We start from the raw sequence: 15226 nt of genomic DNA on the forward strand, positions 1-15226 counted from the left end.
ATCAGCGCACCGCGCCGCCGTCGCGCAGCGCCGCGATCTTTGCGCCGTCATAGCCGAGGCTCGCCAGAACGGCATCGGCATCCGCTCCGACTTTCGGCGCCTCACGCGGCGTATCGTTCACCGTCGCCGAATAGCGCGGCGCGGGGGCGGGCTGGGTTGCGCCGCCGATAGTGACGAAGGTCTCGCGCTCGACATTGTGCGGGTGCTTGGGCGCCTCTTCGAGCGACAGGACGGGGGCGAAACAGACGTCGGTCCTTTCCATCAACTCGCACCATTCGCCCTGCGTCTTCGTCGCGAACAGCGCGGTGAGCTTCTCCTTGAGCGGCCCCCATTGCGCGGGATCCATCTGCGCGTCGAAGGCGGCATCGTTGGCGAGGCCCGTCTTTTCACGCAGCAGCGCGTAAAATTGCGGCTCGATCGAGCCGATCGAAATGAACTTGCCGTCCGAGCAACGATAGGTGTCGTAGAAATGCGCGCCGCCGTCGAGCATGTTGACGCCGGCTTCGTCCTTCAGCCGGTCCATCGCCTTGAACCCCCAGGTCATCCCCGCGAGCAGCGCCGAGCCGTCGGTCATCGCGCAGTCGATCACCTGGCCTTCGCCGGTCTTCGCGGCATGGAGCAGCGCGCTCGCCATGCCGAAGGCGAGCATCATGCCGCCGCCGCCGAAATCGCCGACATAGTTGACCGGCGGCACCGGCTTCTCGCCCGCGCGGCCGATCCCGTGAAGCACGCCCGAAAGCGAGATGTAATTGATATCGTGCCCCGCTGCCTGCGAATAGGGGCCGAACTGCCCCCAGCCGGTCATGCGGCCGTAGACGAGCTTCGGATTGTCGGCGAGCAGCACCTCGGGGCCGAGCCCCAACCGCTCCATCACGCCGGGGCGATAGCCCTCGATGATGCCGTCGGCGCTCTTGCACAGGTCGCGGGCGGTCTGCACGGCCTCGGGGTTCTTCATGTCGAGCGCGATCGAGGTGCGGTTCCGCGACAGGGGATCGCGCGGGTCCATGAAACCGCCGGGGCGGTCGATGCGGATCACCTCGGCGCCATGGTCGGCGAGCATCATGCCGCAGAAGGGGCCGGGACCGATGCCCGCGAACTCGACGATCCTGATGCCCTTGAGCGGTCCTGCCATATCCTGTCTCCTCTTGGGGCCTTCGGCCCATCCGAATATTGCACTTATGTGCCGATGAACTTCAAACTGTCGCGAAACTGTCCGATTTCTGCAGCCGACCTGTCACCGCATGCGCCTATCGCGCCGGCATGGAACGGGGATCCATCGCACTCGACCGCCGCGGCTTTGCCGGAGGCCTGATGGCGGCCGCCTTCGCCGGCCTCGCGCTTCATAGCCGGCATGCCTCCGCCGCGATGCTGGCCGAAGGGCAGGGCTTCGGTGCACCGATCCCCGACCCGGCGGGCATCCTCGACCTGCCACCGGGCTTTTCCTACAAGATTATTTCGCAATTCGGACAGGCGATGAGCGACGGGCGCAAGGTGCCGAACAGCGCCGATGGCATGGGCTGCGCGACGCTCGCCGATGGGCGCCTGTGTCTGATGCGCAACCATGAGCTTGGGGCCGACGAACTCGATTATGGGGCCTGCGCGGTGGGCACCGGCGCCGATGCCGCCGCGTTCGACTGCGTTCGCGGCGGAAGCGGCGAGGCGCTTCCGGGCGGCGTGTCGACCCTGATCCTCGATCCGGCGACGCTCGCGGTCGAGGAGCAATATCTCGCGCTGGTCGGCACGATCCGCAACTGCTCGGGCGGAATGACGCCGTGGGGCAGCTGGCTGAGCTGCGAGGAGGATGTATCGCGCGCTGTCGGGCGGCACGGGCAGGACCATGGCTGGGTGTTCGAAACGCCCCTCGCGCCCGGCGGGCTCGTTGCCGCCGAACCGATCCGCGCGATGGGCCGGTTCAACCACGAAGCCGCCGTCTGCGATCCGAAAAGCGGTGCGATCTATATGACCGAGGACCGGCGGGACAGCCTCTTCTACCGTTTCCTGCCCGCGGTGCCCGGACAGCTCCGGCAAGGCGGGCGCTTGCAGGCGCTGGCGCTGCTCGACCCCGCGCTCGCGGATACGCGCAACTGGTCGCGTCCGGTGCTTGCGAGCGGTGGCTGGAACGATGTGCGCTGGATCGATCTCGACGAGGTCGAAAGCCCCGGGGACGACCTGCGCAAGCGCGGGGCGCGGGCCGGCGCGGCGATCTTCGCGCGCGGCGAGGGGATCCACGGCGGCGATGGCGAGATCTATTTCACCTGCACCTCGGGCGGCCCCGCGCGGCGCGGGCAGATCATGCGCTATCGACCGTCGCCCGCTGAAGGCTCCGCGGCGGAGGCGAAGGTGCCCGGCAAGCTGCAACTCTTTCTCGAATCGACCGAGCCCGAGCATTTCAGCTTCGGCGACAATCTGATCGTGGCGCCCAACGGCCACCTCATCGTCTGCGAAGACCGGCGCGGCGCGCGGCCTGGCAATTGGCTGCGCGGCGTCACGCCGGACGGCGGGGTCTATCCCTTCGCCCGCGTGGCCGCACAGACCAAATGCGCGGGCGTCTGCTTCGCGCCCGACGGTCGAACGATGTTCCTCAATCTCTACAGCCCGGCACGGACGATCGCCGTGCGCGGGCCGTTTTGAGTTGTTCTCCTCCCGCTTGCGGGAGGGGTTAGGGGAGGGCATGTCGGGTAAAGCGCGCCCGCAACAGGCCCTCCCCCGACCCCTCCCGCAAGCGGGAGGGGGGAGCATCGATCAGATCCGCTCGATGATGATCGCCGGCGCCATGCCGCCCGCGGCGCACATGGTGACGAGGCCATAGCGGCCGCCCGAGCGTTCGAGTTCGTCGAGCGCGGTTCCGATCAGGATCGAGCCGGTGGCGCCGATTGGATGGCCGAGCGCCATCGCGCCGCCGTTGATGTTCACCTTTTCGCGGTCGAGGTCGAGGTCGCGGATGAACTTCTCGGCGACCACCGAGAAAGCCTCGTTGATTTCCCAGACGTCGATGTCTTCCTTCTTGAGGCCGGCCTTTTCGAGCACCTTCTTCGCCGCCGGAACCGGGGCGTTGAGCATCAGCGTCGGATCGTCGCCGATATTGGCATAGGCGACGATGCGCGCGCGGGGCTTCAGGCCGTGCTTGTCGGCATAATCCTTCGAGGTCAGCAGGATCGCGGCGGCGCCGTCGACGACGCCCGACGAGTTGCCGGCATGGTGGAAGTGCTGGATATCGACATCGGGATAGCGGCGGTTGATCTGCTTGCGGAAGGTGACGCCGCCGCCGAGGTCGAAATCGGCGAGGCCGGCGAAGCTCGGCTTCAGCGCCGCGAGGCCTTCGGCGGTGGTTTCGGGCCGCGGGAATTCTTCGCGATCGAGCGCAACGCTGCCGTCGGGGTTGAGCACCGGCACGACCGATTTGTTGAAGCGGCCTTCCTTGATCGCCATGTCGGCGCGCTGCTGGCTGACCAGCGCGAGCGCATCGAGCGCTTCGCGGCTGATCCCCTCCATCGTCGCGATCGCGTCGCCGCAGATGCCCTGGTGCGACTGCGGGTGAATGTCGTCGAGCGCCTCGTGGCCCGACCCCATGCCGAGCGGCTTGATGCCGGCATTGGCCTGTTCGGCGGCGTGCGCGGCGGTAAAGCTCATCATTTCGGTGCCGCCCGCGATGACGCAATCCTCCATTCCGCTCATCACGCTCGCCGCGGCGAAGTTCACCGAGCTGATGCCGCCACCGCAGAAGCGGTCGAGCGTCGTGCCGCTGGCCTTGGTATCATAACCCGCCGACAGCGCGGCCATGCGGCCGAGGTCGCCGCCCTGCTTGCCGTTCTGGCTGGAGGTCGACCAGACGATGTCGTCGACGGTCGCGGTGTCGAGGTTGTTGCGGTCGCGGATCGCGGCGAGCACCGTCGCGGCCAAGTGCTGCGGGTGGAGGTGCGACAGCGCGCCCTTGCCGGGCTTGCCGATCCCGCGCGGGGTGCGGACGGCGTCGATGATATAGGCTTCGGACATGTGAACTTCCTTTCAGTCGGGGAGAGTGATTAACGGGGAGCCATGCGGATCGCGCCATCGAGACGCACCGCCTGGCCGTTGAAATAGGTGTTGCGGACCATTTCCATCGCAAGGCTCGCATATTCTTCGGCCTTGCCGAGCCGCTTGGGAAAGGGGACCGAGGCCTCCAGGCTTTCCTTCACCTTCGGGTTCATATTGCCGAGCAGCGGCGTGCCGAACACACCGGGCATGATCGAATTGACCCGGATGCCGAGGTCCATAAGGTCGCGGGCCATCGGCAGCACGAGGCCGTTCACGCCCGCCTTCGCCGAGCCGTAGATCACCTGGCCGATCTGCGCGTCCTGCGCCGCGACCGACGCGGTGAAGACGATCGCGCCGCGCTCGCCGTCTTCCATCTCGGGAAGGGTCGCCATGCCCTCGGCGGCGATCGAGCCGATGCGGTAGCTCGCGGTCAATATGCCCGCGACGCCATAGGCATAATCCTCGGTCGGGGTACGGCGGAACGTGCCCGTTTCCTTGTCATAGGCCAGCGTCTTGCCGCGGCGCGAGGTCATCGCGCAGTGGACGGCGACGCGCTCCTGCCCGTGCGCCGCGCGCGCCTTGGCGAAGCCATCCAGGACCGATTGCTCGTCGGTGATGTCGACATGGACGAACAGCCCGCCGATCGACTTCGCGACCTCTTCGCCGAGCGCGTCGTTGATATCGAAGAGGGCGACTTTGACCCCCGCGGCGGCAAGCGCCTCGGCGGTCGCGCGGCCGAGGCCGGATGCGCCGCCGGTGACGACAGCGGCGATGGAGGAATCGATTTTCATGGGGAGGCTCCTCTCAGGCTGGTATCTCGTTGAAGGGGACGCCCTTGTCGGGGCGATGATCCTGCGGCAGGCCGAGAATCTTCTCGGCGATCGTGTTGAGCAGGGTTTCGTCCGACCCGCCCGCGATGCGGCCCGTCGGGGCGTTGATCCAGCTCGACGCCCAATCGTCCTTGGGCGAGGCGTGCTCGTCGAAGGCGAAACCGCCCGCGCCCTGCAGGTCGATCGCGAGTTCCGACAGCTTCTGGCGCGAGCGCACCGCGACGAGCTTGTTGAGCGAGCCCTCGGGGCCGGGCGTCATGCCGGCCTCCATCATCCGCCGCGCGCGCAGGTTGATCGAATCGAGCCCGGCGCGCATCGCATAGTTGCGCGCGATCTGCTGGCGGATGCGGCCGTCCTCGATCGCCGGGCGGCCGTTCAGCCGCACCTCCTTGGCCAGTTCGACGAACAGATCGAGGTGCGGGCCGAAACCGGCGCTGTCGGTCGCGACATAGCGCTCGATCATCAAGGTCGCGATCGCGACCGCGAAGCCCCCGCCGACCGGCGACATGCGATGGTCGTCGCTGATCTTCACGTCGTCGAAGAAGACCTCGTTGACGTGGCTATCGCCGCCCGCGAGCTTGATCGGGCGCACGGTGACGCCGGGCGCCTTCATGTCGACCCAGAAGTAGGTAAGGCCCTTGTGCTTGGCGACCGTAGGGTCGGTGCGGACGACGATGACGCCATAGTCGGAATATTGCGCCCAGCTCGTCCACACCTTCTGCCCGTTGATCTTCCAGCCGTTGCCGTCGGTCTCGGCGCGGGTGCGCAGCCCCGCGAGGTCGGTGCCGCCCGAGGGTTCCGAAAAGAGCTGGCACCAGATTTCTTCGCCCTGCAGCGCCTTCACCACGCGCTCCTTCACGAAGTCGCGGTCGCTGCCGAACTGCATCAGCACCGGCACCGGCATGCCGAGCGAGATGCCGAAATAGACGTTGGGGAAGCCGTGCTTCATCTCCTCGGCCTCGAAGCTGACCTTCTCGATATGACCGAGGCCCTGCCCGCCGACGTCCTTCGGCCAGTTGATGCCGGCATAGCCCGCGTCGAACTTGGCCTTCTGATAGCGGCGACCGAGCGCCAGATCCGCTTCGACGCTCAGACCCTTGCGCGCCGCCTTGCCGAAGGTCGGCACCATCGATTCGCACCAGGCCGCGGCCTTGGCGCGCCAGGCTTCGAGATCGCTCATGCCGCTTCTCCTGCCAACCGGTCGACGAGAATGTCCTCCCAGAACAGGCTGCTTCCCTGTTCGAGCGCGAGGCTGCGCGCGCGGCGCATGTGCAGGTGGAGCCCGATTTCCCATGTCACGCCGATGCCGCCGTGGATCTGGATGCAGTCGCGCGCCGCGGTGTCATAGGCGTCGGTCGCCGACAGGCGCGCCGCGGCGGCGGCGGTGATGAAATCGGCCTGACCCTCGCGCGAGGAGGCATGGATGCAATTGGCGCGTGCCAACTCGACGAGCCCATAGAGTTCGGCGATGCGATGCTTGATCGACTGGAAGGCGCCGATCGGCTGGCCGAACGCCTTGCGCGTCAGCGCATAGTCGCGCGCGATCTCCATCAGCGCCTCGGCGCCGCCGGTCTGCTCGTGCGCGGTGATGACCGCCTGCAGCGCGAGGATGTGGAGCGAGGCGTCGCGCGCGCCGCTCCCGACGGCCAGCGCTTCGGCCGCGGTGCCCCGGAATTCCAGGTCGGCGATGCAGCGGCTGTTGTCGAAGCTGGCGACCGCGGTGCGCGGGGTGTCCGCCAGATCGGCGATCGCGAGCACCGGCATGCCGGGCCCATTGGCGAAGACGATCGCGACATCGGCGGCGAGCCCGCCCGTGACGCCGGCGCCGATGCCGTCGAGCCGGTCGTCGGTGAAGGTGATGCCGGGCTGGGCCGGCAGCGCGTCGGGGCCTGCGGCGAAGACCACCGCGCCGATCGCTTCGCCGCTCGCGAGCCCCGGAAGCCAGCGCGCCTTCTGCGCATCGCTGCCGTAAAGCTCGATCGCCTTTGCGACCCCGAAGCTCGAGGTCAGGAAAGGCGCGCCGCTCAGCGTCCGGCCTGCTTGATGCGTGACCAACCCCATCTCGACGAGGCCGAGCGCGAGACCGCCATGGGCTTCGGGCAGGGCGAGGGCGGTCCAGCCTTGCTCTTTCGCGGTGGTCCAGAAGGCTTCGTGGTAGCGGCCCGTGGTTTCGAGCAGCGGAAGCAGGTCGTCCTTCTTCATCCGCGCTTCGAGCACGCGCCGCGATTCGGTCGCGATCGCCTGCTGCCCCTCGTCGTACAAGATCGACATCGGTCCCGATTCCTCACCCTTGATGATCGCCGCCCATCATCCGTACGTTAACGTAAACGTCAAGCACTTTGACGCTACGGATTTTGGGCAGGTCGTTGGCTCTCCGCGTGGGATCAGGCCTGCTGCGCCTTCCAGTCGCGCTTGATCTTCTTGGCGAGGCTCCATTTGTGGACCTCGGTGGGGCCGTCGTAGATGCGGAAGGCACGGACTTCGCGGAACACCTGCTCGACGATCGTCTTGTCGGTGACCCCGGTGCCGCCCATCACCTGGACGCAGCGGTCGGCGATCCGCATCAGCGCCTCGGACACCGCGACCTTCGCCATCGAGCTTTCGGCGGTGCCGAGCGACCCGGTGTCGAGCACGCCCGCGCACCAGTCGATCATCAGCTCGGCCTGTTTGATGTCTATGAGGTTTTCGGCGAGCATGAAGCCGACGCCTTCATGATCGACCAGCGGCTTGCCGAAGGCGTGGCGGCGGTTCGCATAGTCGGTCGCGATCTCGTTGGCGCGGATGCAGGCGCCGAGCCAGCGCATGCAGTGCGACAGGCGGGCAGGGGACAGGCGGACCTGCGCATAGCGAAAGCCTTCGCCGGCCTGTCCGAGCATCTGGTCGGCAGGAACCCGCAGATTGTCGATGGTCAGCGTCGCGTGGCCGCCCGGCATCGAACTGTCGATGGTGTTCGGTATATGATCGATGCGGATGGCGGGGTCGGGCAGGTCGATCAGGAACATGCACGCGCCTTCCTCGGCCTTCGCCATGACGATGCCGACGCGTGCACCCTCGGCACCGGTGATGAAGGTCTTGCGGCCGCTTACCACCCAATGATTGCCGTCGGGGCGGCATGTCGTCTGCATCATCGAGGGGTCGGACCCCGCGCCGCCCTCGTCGGCGGGTTCGGTCATGAAGAAGGCGGAGCGAACGCGCCCCTCGACCATCGGCTTCAGGAAGCGCTCCTTGAGTTCGGGGCTGCCTTCCTTGCCGAGCAGATACATATTGCCCTCGTCGGGCGCCATGGTGTTGCAGGCAAGCGGGCCGAGCGGCGACAGGCCGCTCTTGATCAGCACCACCGCGGTCTCGCGCTGGTTGAGATGGCTGCCGTCATCGAGGATATGGGGTGTCAGCACGCCCGCGGCGCGCGCATTTTCCCGCATGTCCATCACCAGCTCATCGGTCGGTGCGCCGTGATGGTCGCGGCGCGGGTCCTTTTCATAAGGGACCACCGTTTCGCGGACGAACGCCTCGACCTTGGCCGCAATCGCCAGTGCGCGATCCGATATGCCTGTGTTCGTCGCCGTCATTCCGATTCCCTTCGCTACCTAACTATTTTGACTCCGAACCCGACGTTGACGTAAGCGTCAACTTAATTCAAGGGTGAAGTCGGCAATGCCGTAAGGGCAGGATCGAACAAGGGAAGGACAGCGCATGGCTTTCAAGACGCGGATCACGGAAATGCTGGGGATCGAGCATCCGATCGTGCAGGGCGGGATGCAGAGCGTCGGCTATGCCGAGCTGGCGAGCGCGGTGTCGAATGCCGGAGGCCTCGGCATTTTGACCGCGTTGACGCAGCCGTCGCCGGAAGCGCTGCGCGATGAGATCGAGCGCTGCCGGTCGATGACCGACAAGCCCTTCGGCGTGAACATGACGGTCTTCCCGACGATCAACGCGCCCGATTATAAGGCTTATGCCCAGGCGATCATCGACGGCGGGGTCAAGATCGTCGAGACCGCGGGCACCCAGGCGGTGCGCGAAATCTGGGAGATGCTGAAGCCGCACGGCGTGACGATCCTCCACAAATGCACGGCGGTGCGCCACGCGCTGTCGGCCGAGAAGGCGGGCTGCGACATCATCTCGATCGACGGGTTCGAATGCGCGGGGCATCCGGGCGAGGACGATATTCCGGGGCTGATCCTGATCCCCGCGGCGGCCGACAAGGTGAAAATCCCGATGCTGGCCTCTGGCGGTTTCGGCGACGGGCGCGGGCTCGTCGCGGCGCTTTCGCTGGGCGCCGAGGGCATCAACATGGGCACGCGCTTCTGCGCGACCAAGGAAGCGCCGATCCACGACAATGTGAAGCAGGCCTATGTCGAGAATGACGAGCGCGGCAGCTTCCTGATTTTCCGCAGCCTCAAGAACACCGCGCGCGTCGGCAAGAGCGCGGTGTCCGAAGAGGTGGTGCGCCGCCTGTCGGTTCCCGACGCGACCTTCGCCGATGTCGCCGAACTGGTGAACGGCAAGGCTGGCCGCGAACTTCTCGAAACCGGTGATCTCACCAAGGGCGTTTTCTGGGCGGGGATGGTCCAGGGGCTGATCCACGACATCCCGACCTGCCAGCAGCTGATCGACCGCATCATCGCCGAGGCCGACGCGATCGTCGACCAGCGGCTCGCGGGGTTCCGCCGCTAGCGCGGGCCGCCGTCGACCCGCACGAGCGCGCCGGTCGTGTAGGTCGACGCGGGGCTGGCGAGCATCAGCGCCGCGGTCACGATCTCCTCGGGGCGCCCCGGCCGGCCGAGCGCGACGGGCTGTGCCTCGCGCTTCCCCGGCTCCCACGCTTCGGCGATGTCGGTCAGGAACGGCCCCGGCGCGATCGTGTTGACGCGCACCTTGGGCGCATATTCGCGGCTCAGCGACACCGACATGGCGTTGAGCGCCGCTTTTGCCGCACCATAGGGAACGACCGTCGGCAGCGCTTCGAGCGAGCCGGTCGAGCTGATGTTGATGATGCAGCCACCTTCGCCCTGGCTCATCCGGTGCGCGACCTGGCTCGCGAGGCGGAAAGGGCCCTTGAAGTTGAGGTTCAGCACCGAATCGAACAGGCTCTCGGGCATCTCGTGGCTCGGGCATGCGGGCGACATGCCGGCATTGTTGATCAATATGTCGATCCGGCCGAATTCGGTATAGACGGCCTCGACCAGCGCGTCGATCTCGTCCCAGCGGCCGCAGTGCACCGCATGCGCCATCGCCTTGCGGCCGAACGCGCGGCATTCCGCCGCGACCTCCTCGCAATTGTCGAGCTTGCGGCTCGCGACGATGACGTCGGCGCCGCGCTCGGCAAGCGCCTTGACCATGCGGTAGCCGAGCCCGCGCGACCCGCCGGTGACGAGCGCGACTTTGCCGGTGAAGTCGAAGAGAGGATCCATGTTGCTTTCCCTTTACGTAAGGTGCCGACGATGGGGAATTGCGGGCAGGGGGTCAAGCGCCGCGCGCCGGGCCTCGACGAACGCGCCCGCGCGCTCTAGGGAGCGCGCATGAGCATCGTCCAGTATCGCGGTTTTGCCGGCGTTCGGCTCGAGGCGGAGGTTGCCGGGGCGGACGACGATCCGGCGGTGCTGCTGCTCCATGGCGCCGGGCAGACGCGCGCCGTCTGGGCGAGCATCGCCGATGCGCTCGGAAAGGCGGGGCGCCGCGTGATCAGCCTCGACCTGCGCGGCCATGGCGGCAGCGAATGGCCCGAGGACGGGCGCTATGATTTCGAAGCGATGGTCGAGGATCTGCGCGCGGTGCTCGCGCAGCTCGGGACGCGCCCGGTGGTCGTCGCCTCGACGCTCGGCGGCTGGGTCGCCGGCGCGGCGCTCGAGCAGGACGCCGCGCTGCTCGCCTCGGGGCTCGTCCTCGTCGACCTGCCGGTCAATCCCGAAGCCGACGCGTCGCGGCGCATCGGCGAACGGCTGCGCGAAGCGGCGAACCTCGCGCCGGGGCAGGCGCAATGGGATATAAGGCTGCTCGACGCCTTTGATCATGCCGCGATCGCCGAACGCTTTGCGGGCGTCGCGGCGAATATCGCGCTGCCGACGCTCTATGTCCGCGGGATGATGAGCGACCTCGTCTCGCGCGACGATGCCGCCGCCTTCGTCGGCCAGCTTCCCGACGGCGAGCTGGTTGAGGTCGAGGATATGGCGCGGCTCGTCACCGACGACCGCAGCGACGCACTCGGCGCCTATCTGATCGATTTTCTCGAGCGCCGCGCGCCGCGCGGGTCGCCCGAATATCGCGCCGGGTCCGACGCGCGCACCTTTCGCGACGCCCTCGGCTGTTTCGCGACCGGGGTGACGGTGGTGACCGCAATCTGCCCCGATGGCACGCCGATCGGGCTCACCGCGAACAGCTTCACCTCGGTCTCGCTCGACCCGCCGCTGCTGCTCGTCTGTATCGCCAACAGCGCGGGCAGCGGCGCGGCCTTGCGCGGGGCGGACCGCTTCGCGGTCAACGTGCTTCAGATCGGCCAGCAGCCGACGTCGAACCGTTTCGCCGGCAAGGGCGAGGACCGCTTCGCCGCGACGCCGTGGGAGATGGGCGAGTTCGGCACCCCCGTGCTCCCCGGATCGCTGAGCAGCTTCGAATGCGCGCGCGAGGCGGTGCACGAGGGCGGCGACCATTTCATCCTCGTCGGCCGCGTCCTCAAGGCGATCTTCGAACCGCGCCGCGACCCCTTGCTCTATTTCCGCGGCAAATATCGCAAGCTGCATTTCGCATGAGGCTCGGCGTTGCCTGCCCGTGGCCAACCGCCTGCTCTTGGTTCATAAGCCGGTGGTGAAGGAAGGGGTTTGGTGAGCCCTGCTGGGTTCGAACCAGCGACCTACTGATTAAAAGTCAATCTTTTCAATAACTTATATCATTCGATATCGCAGCATCTCGTCCGCTAGTCAATGATTTTTCGACTCTTTGGTTGAGCAATTTGTCTGAGGCCGCTTCATGCTCTTTCACCCAATCTTAAGCGCCCGATACCCGCTTGGGACCCCAGCGGAAGATCGGTGATTTTCTGGGTATCGGATGGTGGGAGAAGGTTCGGGCTTTATTGAGCACGATGCCGGTCGCCAGTGTCATATCGATCGATGCCTGCTCCGTCAGGAAAAATCCCATGCTTCATTGCCCTACGCCTCATGCAGAGTAATGATCGATAGAAAGATGTTTTATAAATCATTTAATGCGCATATTGTGATCGATAGAAAGGCTGTCGATCGATCATGCGCTGGAACTGGCAACAACCGGATTGGCCGAATTTCCGCTTCGATGCCGCGCGCCTCCATTCGGCGGAAGCGCAATTCCTCAAAGGGGCCGGGGTCGTCATCGGCACCTTGCATCATCTGGACGGCGAAACCCAGCGCGGCTTTGCAATCGAGCTTATCTCGCAAGAGATGGTCGAGAGTTCAGCGATCGAGGGGGAGGTGCTCGACCGCGCCAGCGTGCAATCCTCGATCGCCAAGCAGCTTGGATTTGCCGTATCCCAGCGCCGCGCGAATGCCGCGGAAGCCGGGGCGGCGGAACTTATGGCCGATCTCTATCGGAGCTATGCCCAGCCGCTGACCGATCGCCAGTTATTCGATTGGCACAAGATGCTGATGAACGGTCGCAGGGACATCAACGAGGTCGGCGCGTACCGCGCGCATGCCGATGCGATGCAAATCGTCTCCGGCGCGCTCCATGCGCCTCGCGTCCACTATGAGGCGCCGCCCTCGGATCGTGTGCCCGCCGAGATGCAGGCGTTCATCCAATGGTTCAACGATAGCGCACCGGCAGGAGCCAAGCCCCTTTCAGCGATCACGCGCGCCGGGATTGCACATCTATGGTTTGAATCGATCCATCCGTTTGAAGATGGAAACGGGCGCATTGGGCGGGCGATCGCCGAGAAGGCACTTGCACAGGCTCTTGAAGCGCCGACGCTGACCGCCCTTGCCGAAACCATCAATCGGCATCGCAAGGCCTATTATGCGGAACTCCAGCGCGCGAGCGCGGTCAACGAGATTGATAGTTGGCTCGGTTGGTTTGCCGACATCGTGCTTGAAGCCCAAACGAGGACGATCGCACGTATCCGTTTCCTCATAGAAAAGACCCGCATGTTCGATCGCCTTAGAAACCGGATCAACGCGCGGCAAGAGAAGGCGTTGTTGCGCATGTTTGCCGAAGGCCCGGATGGCTTCAAAGGCGGGCTCAGTGCGCATAACTACCGGACGATCACGGATGCGACATCCGCGACGGCCACCCGCGATCTTTCTGAATTGGTCGATCTGGAAGCCCTCACACGCACGGGCGAACGGCGTTATGCGCGTTATTATCTCAACGTGGATATCGGCTAGGCTGGCAGGTAGTCATCATTCGATCGCATGAGACCCAAAACCGAGAAACAGTGTCGCGACGCTTGGTCTGAGCATCGGTACGAGAAATTGATCTAAACAACCCCCCGGTGTCGGAGCATATTATCAGATTGCGCCGCGTTGCACTTTCCTGATCCGGGTTCTCCACAGACGAGGAATTCCTTTGAGATTGGCTGATTTCCATGATTATTGAAGTGTCATTCGAAAGGATGACACATGAAGAAAGCCTTGACCGCGAAAACACTCGATGCCCTCAAGGGCAAAGAAAAACGATATGATGTCCATGATCTTCACTGTCCCGGCCTGAGTGTTCGGGTTTCGGAGAACGGACGAAAAGTCTTTTCCGTCAAATTCCGTTTTGGCCTTGAACAGAAACGGGTCACGCTTGGCGTCTATCCGCGCCTGTCGTTGGCAACGGCCCGCGAGAAGGCAATCGATTTACTCCGGCAGGCCGATGAGGGGATCGACCCAACCAAGCGGCGACGCAGACCCGACATGAAGGTCGAGACCGTCTGCCGCGAGTTCATCCGCTTATATGCGCAGACCCGCAATAAGAGTTGGCGCGAAGCTGAGCGCATATTGGAGCAGGAATTCGTAAGCGCGCATGGCCAGCGTGATATCCGCGAGATCAAGCGGTACGACATATTGGAATTGATGGACGCAGCCATTGAGCGGAGAGCAGGCTATCAGGCCAACCGCATCCTCTCGCATGTCCGCAAACTGTTCAACTGGTGTATCGAACGCGGAATTCTCGAAGCCAGCCCGATCGTCGGCGTGAAACCTCCCACCAAGGAGGTGTCCCGCGAGCGTGTGTTGAACGATGATGAGTTGGTTCGCATTCTGCGGGCATGCCGCAACGAGGTCTATCCGTTTCGGCAGATCGTTCCCATGCTGCTAGCGACCGCACAACGCCGGGGCGAACTGACCGAGATGCGCTGGAGCGAAATCGATCTCGAGGAGAAGGTTTGGGTGATTCCAGCCGAGCGCGCCAAGAACGGCAAGAAGCATTATGTGCCGCTCAGCACCTTCGCCCTCGAAATCCTCAATGAGGTCCCGCGTTTCCTCGATTGCGATTACGTCTTTACGACCACGCGCCAAACGCCTGTCAGTGGCTATTCGAAGTGGCTGCGCCGGCTCTCCGCCGAATCCGAAACCTCCGACTGGCGCTACCATGACCTGCGCCGCACCGCCGCGACCAACCTTGCCAAGCTGGGGGTTGCGCAAGCTGTGACCGAGAAGATTCTAAACCACGTCAGCGGCATTATTTCAGGCGTTGCGGCGGTGTATAACCGGCACAACTATGCCGATGAAAAGCGCGAGGCATTGGAGATGTGGGGGCAGCGGCTCGCGGAATTGAGCCCAAATGTGTAGGGCTTTTTGAGCAACCGACATGCGGACTCGCGCCAGCCCGGAGAGTTGGACGCATTGTTCGTGACTGCACGGCAGTAAGGAGCATCATGTATCTGCCATGGCCGGAGATGTTTGGTGACGCGGCGATGCGCAAGCTGTCGGGGCATCTCGGGTTAGACGATAAGGTCGAGGCGGCGCGTCGCGATTTCCTAGCGGTCGGCAAACGCATTCGCGCGATTATCGATGCCACGCCGTCCAGCTTTGACCATGGCCCTGATGATATGTCTCTCTCCAAGCGGGCGCGATGGCTGCAACAGCAGATACTCAACCCGGTTGAGGCATTGCGCGACGCCTTGGCTGATGATCCGAAATTCGCGCAGTACCCGGAAAATCACACATCGGCTTTGGCGGCGGATGAGCGGTATTCATTAGCTGAGAGCCTCGCGCGGCTGGAACGGTTCGCGACCGACTTGCGTGATGACCTTGCCGCCCGTTCTGAGTCTCGGCACCTCAGTCACAATTGTCAAACGGCGTTCAAAAGGGACCCCCTATCGGCGTCGAAGAGGGACCCCCTTTTCGGATATGATGCCGGTTAGTTGAGGGTCGCCTTGCGCTGCGTGCGGCGGAGGGCGGGCGTAGCCCGACCGGAGGCGCGCGCAGCGCAAGATA

The 15226-nt window shown here is 64.9% G+C and carries 14 protein-coding genes and 1 tRNA gene; 6 read left to right on the forward strand and 9 right to left on the reverse strand.

Annotated features, from left to right (window positions below):
• Position 1 precedes the first annotated feature (1 nt).
• On the reverse strand, positions 2-1132 hold the full coding sequence (locus CD928_RS03470; RefSeq protein WP_095384850.1) for a CaiB/BaiF CoA-transferase family protein: 1131 nt from the start codon (positions 1130-1132) through the stop codon (positions 2-4).
• Positions 1133-1260: 128 nt separating this feature from the next.
• On the opposite strand from CD928_RS03470, the gene CD928_RS03475 reads away from it, so the two are divergent.
• Positions 1261-2631 (forward strand): alkaline phosphatase PhoX, encoded by a 1371-nt coding sequence (locus tag CD928_RS03475; RefSeq protein ID WP_095384853.1) that lies wholly within the window; start codon positions 1261-1263, stop codon positions 2629-2631.
• Between the two features lie 111 nt (positions 2632-2742).
• Here CD928_RS03475 and CD928_RS03480 read toward each other — a convergent pair whose 3' ends face one another.
• The 5 genes from CD928_RS03480 to CD928_RS03500 form a co-directional block, all read right to left on the reverse strand.
• Positions 2743-3993, reverse strand: a complete 1251-nt coding sequence (locus tag CD928_RS03480; protein WP_095384856.1) for an acetyl-CoA C-acetyltransferase — start codon at positions 3991-3993, stop codon at positions 2743-2745.
• Positions 3994-4022: 29 nt separating this feature from the next.
• Positions 4023-4805 (reverse strand): SDR family NAD(P)-dependent oxidoreductase, encoded by a 783-nt coding sequence (locus tag CD928_RS03485; protein WP_095384859.1) that lies wholly within the window; start codon positions 4803-4805, stop codon positions 4023-4025.
• Between the two features lie 13 nt (positions 4806-4818).
• Positions 4819-6024, reverse strand: coding sequence for an acyl-CoA dehydrogenase family protein (locus tag CD928_RS03490; RefSeq protein ID WP_095384863.1), 1206 nt, complete (start codon positions 6022-6024; stop codon positions 4819-4821).
• Entirely contained in the window at positions 6021-7115 is a 1095-nt protein-coding gene (locus tag CD928_RS03495) for an acyl-CoA dehydrogenase family protein (RefSeq protein WP_095384866.1), read from the reverse strand. Before CD928_RS03495 ends, CD928_RS03490 begins: the two co-directional genes overlap by 4 nt.
• Before the next feature lie 113 nt (positions 7116-7228).
• Positions 7229-8413, reverse strand: coding sequence for an acyl-CoA dehydrogenase family protein (locus CD928_RS03500; protein ID WP_095384870.1), 1185 nt, complete (start codon positions 8411-8413; stop codon positions 7229-7231).
• Positions 8414-8537: 124 nt separating this feature from the next.
• Between CD928_RS03500 and CD928_RS03505 the strand changes: the two genes are divergently transcribed.
• The gene (locus tag CD928_RS03505) at positions 8538-9518 is read left to right on the forward strand and encodes a nitronate monooxygenase family protein (RefSeq protein WP_095384873.1); all 981 of its coding nucleotides are present in this window, start codon (positions 8538-8540) and stop codon (positions 9516-9518) included.
• On the opposite strand, the gene CD928_RS03510 is transcribed toward CD928_RS03505, so the two are convergent.
• Positions 9515-10255 carry an SDR family NAD(P)-dependent oxidoreductase gene (locus tag CD928_RS03510; RefSeq protein WP_095384876.1) on the reverse strand — a complete coding sequence of 247 codons (741 nt, stop codon included), beginning with the start codon at positions 10253-10255 and terminating at the stop codon, positions 9515-9517. The two genes, CD928_RS03505 and CD928_RS03510, sit on opposite strands and share 4 nt — an antisense overlap.
• A 108-nt stretch (positions 10256-10363) precedes the next feature.
• Between CD928_RS03510 and CD928_RS03515 the strand changes: the two genes are divergently transcribed.
• The gene (locus tag CD928_RS03515; RefSeq protein WP_095384879.1) at positions 10364-11590 is read left to right on the forward strand and encodes an alpha/beta fold hydrolase; all 1227 of its coding nucleotides are present in this window, start codon (positions 10364-10366) and stop codon (positions 11588-11590) included.
• A 70-nt stretch (positions 11591-11660) separates the two neighbouring features.
• On the opposite strand, the gene CD928_RS03520 is transcribed toward CD928_RS03515, so the two are convergent.
• Both CD928_RS03520 and CD928_RS23290 read right to left on the reverse strand, forming a co-directional pair.
• Positions 11661-11749, reverse strand: a tRNA-Ser gene (locus CD928_RS03520).
• Between the two features lie 76 nt (positions 11750-11825).
• The gene (locus tag CD928_RS23290) at positions 11826-11975 is read right to left on the reverse strand and encodes a hypothetical protein (protein ID WP_176473426.1); all 150 of its coding nucleotides are present in this window, start codon (positions 11973-11975) and stop codon (positions 11826-11828) included.
• Between the two features lie 104 nt (positions 11976-12079).
• Between CD928_RS23290 and CD928_RS03525 the strand changes: the two genes are divergently transcribed.
• The 3 genes from CD928_RS03525 to CD928_RS03535 all read left to right on the forward strand — a co-directional run bounded on the left by CD928_RS03525 (position 12080) and on the right by CD928_RS03535 (position 15153).
• The gene (locus tag CD928_RS03525) at positions 12080-13189 is read left to right on the forward strand and encodes a Fic family protein (protein ID WP_095384882.1); all 1110 of its coding nucleotides are present in this window, start codon (positions 12080-12082) and stop codon (positions 13187-13189) included.
• Between the two features lie 234 nt (positions 13190-13423).
• Positions 13424-14578: a site-specific integrase gene (locus tag CD928_RS03530; protein WP_095384885.1), complete on the forward strand. Its 1155-nt coding sequence runs from the start codon at positions 13424-13426 to the stop codon at positions 14576-14578.
• An 86-nt stretch (positions 14579-14664) separates the two neighbouring features.
• Positions 14665-15153: a hypothetical protein gene (locus CD928_RS03535; protein WP_141237074.1), complete on the forward strand. Its 489-nt coding sequence runs from the start codon at positions 14665-14667 to the stop codon at positions 15151-15153.
• Positions 15154-15226: the final 73 nt, after the last annotated feature.

It is taken from the genome of Sphingopyxis sp. GW247-27LB (assembly GCF_002277025.1).
Taxonomy (GTDB): Bacteria; Pseudomonadota; Alphaproteobacteria; order Sphingomonadales; family Sphingomonadaceae; genus Sphingopyxis.

Excerpts from the sequence above, each read along its gene's own strand:
- CD928_RS03480 (WP_095384856.1), bottom strand. The coding sequence starts at position 3,993 with ATGTCCGAAGCCTATATCATCGACGCCGTCCGCACCCCGCGCGGGATC.
- CD928_RS23290 (WP_176473426.1), bottom strand. The coding sequence starts at position 11,975 with ATGGGATTTTTCCTGACGGAGCAGGCATCGATCGATATGACACTGGCG.
- CD928_RS03500 (WP_095384870.1), bottom strand. The coding sequence starts at position 8,413 with ATGACGGCGACGAACACAGGCATATCGGATCGCGCACTGGCGATTGCG.
- CD928_RS03505 (WP_095384873.1), top strand. The coding sequence starts at position 8,538 with ATGGCTTTCAAGACGCGGATCACGGAAATGCTGGGGATCGAGCATCCG.
- CD928_RS03495 (WP_095384866.1), bottom strand. The coding sequence starts at position 7,115 with ATGTCGATCTTGTACGACGAGGGGCAGCAGGCGATCGCGACCGAATCG.
- CD928_RS03535 (WP_141237074.1), top strand. The coding sequence starts at position 14,665 with ATGTATCTGCCATGGCCGGAGATGTTTGGTGACGCGGCGATGCGCAAG.
- CD928_RS03510 (WP_095384876.1), bottom strand. The coding sequence starts at position 10,255 with ATGGATCCTCTCTTCGACTTCACCGGCAAAGTCGCGCTCGTCACCGGC.
- CD928_RS03525 (WP_095384882.1), top strand. The coding sequence starts at position 12,080 with ATGCGCTGGAACTGGCAACAACCGGATTGGCCGAATTTCCGCTTCGAT.
- CD928_RS03470 (WP_095384850.1), bottom strand. The coding sequence starts at position 1,132 with ATGGCAGGACCGCTCAAGGGCATCAGGATCGTCGAGTTCGCGGGCATC.
- CD928_RS03515 (WP_095384879.1), top strand. The coding sequence starts at position 10,364 with ATGAGCATCGTCCAGTATCGCGGTTTTGCCGGCGTTCGGCTCGAGGCG.
- CD928_RS03485 (WP_095384859.1), bottom strand. The coding sequence starts at position 4,805 with ATGAAAATCGATTCCTCCATCGCCGCTGTCGTCACCGGCGGCGCATCC.
- CD928_RS03490 (WP_095384863.1), bottom strand. The coding sequence starts at position 6,024 with ATGAGCGATCTCGAAGCCTGGCGCGCCAAGGCCGCGGCCTGGTGCGAA.
- CD928_RS03475 (WP_095384853.1), top strand. The coding sequence starts at position 1,261 with ATGGAACGGGGATCCATCGCACTCGACCGCCGCGGCTTTGCCGGAGGC.
- CD928_RS03530 (WP_095384885.1), top strand. The coding sequence starts at position 13,424 with ATGAAGAAAGCCTTGACCGCGAAAACACTCGATGCCCTCAAGGGCAAA.